The following is a 782-nucleotide window of genomic DNA, read 5'->3' on the forward strand; positions in this document are numbered from 1 at the left end:
GATCAATTTGGTAATCTTACCTATGTGATTCCACCATTAGCAGAAGGCATTGCCAATCAGGCTAACTTGGATAATCTAGGCTATCAATACAAATACGACCATCGCAACCGATTAGTAGAAAAGAAAYTACCGGGTAAACAATGGGAATTTATTGTTTATGACAAACTAGACCGACCTGTAGCTACCGGACCTGCTTTTATACCTGATGGYGGAACAATCGTAGGCTGGATGATAACGGAATATGATGTTTTTGGAAGAGTRAYCCAAAYGGGTTGGAAACAAATGACTGTTACGGCATCTGAAAGAGCCGCAAAACAAAATAGTATAAACACTGGAAGTAACCCTTTCGCTTTCGCTGGAGATGACCTTATTTTAACCAAAAATTATTATGATAATTACACCCTTTTAGGTGTTCCAAACCCTGTACCGACGCAAGTGGAAGGCCAGACYATWGCTACCAATGTGAAAGGCTTACCAACCGGTTCATGGGTGAGAGTGATGAACAATACCAACCCAAATGGAGTAGAAACCAGCTATACTTTATACGATGATCGTTATAGACCAGTACGTTCCTATACTAGTAACCATTTAGGTGGATTTACACAAGTAGATTCTAAACTCGATTGGGCTGGAAAAACCGAATATACCGTTACCACTCATAAATACGACACTAATGCTACAGTACTAACGGTTACCGATCGTTTTAGCTATTCCCCACAAGATCGTTTAACCCAACACAAACAGCAAATAAACAGTCTGCCAGAACAGCTTATTACCCAAAA

General features: G+C 40.1%; 1 pseudogene. It reads left to right on the forward strand.

Annotation, left to right across the window (positions count from 1 at the left end):
* Positions 1–782 (forward strand): annotated as a pseudogene (locus tag SY27_RS18830) (RHS repeat-associated core domain-containing protein); the annotation flags it as partial.

This window comes from Flavobacterium sp. 316 (assembly GCF_000967805.1).
GTDB lineage: Bacteria > Bacteroidota > Bacteroidia > Flavobacteriales > Flavobacteriaceae > Flavobacterium > Flavobacterium sediminilitoris.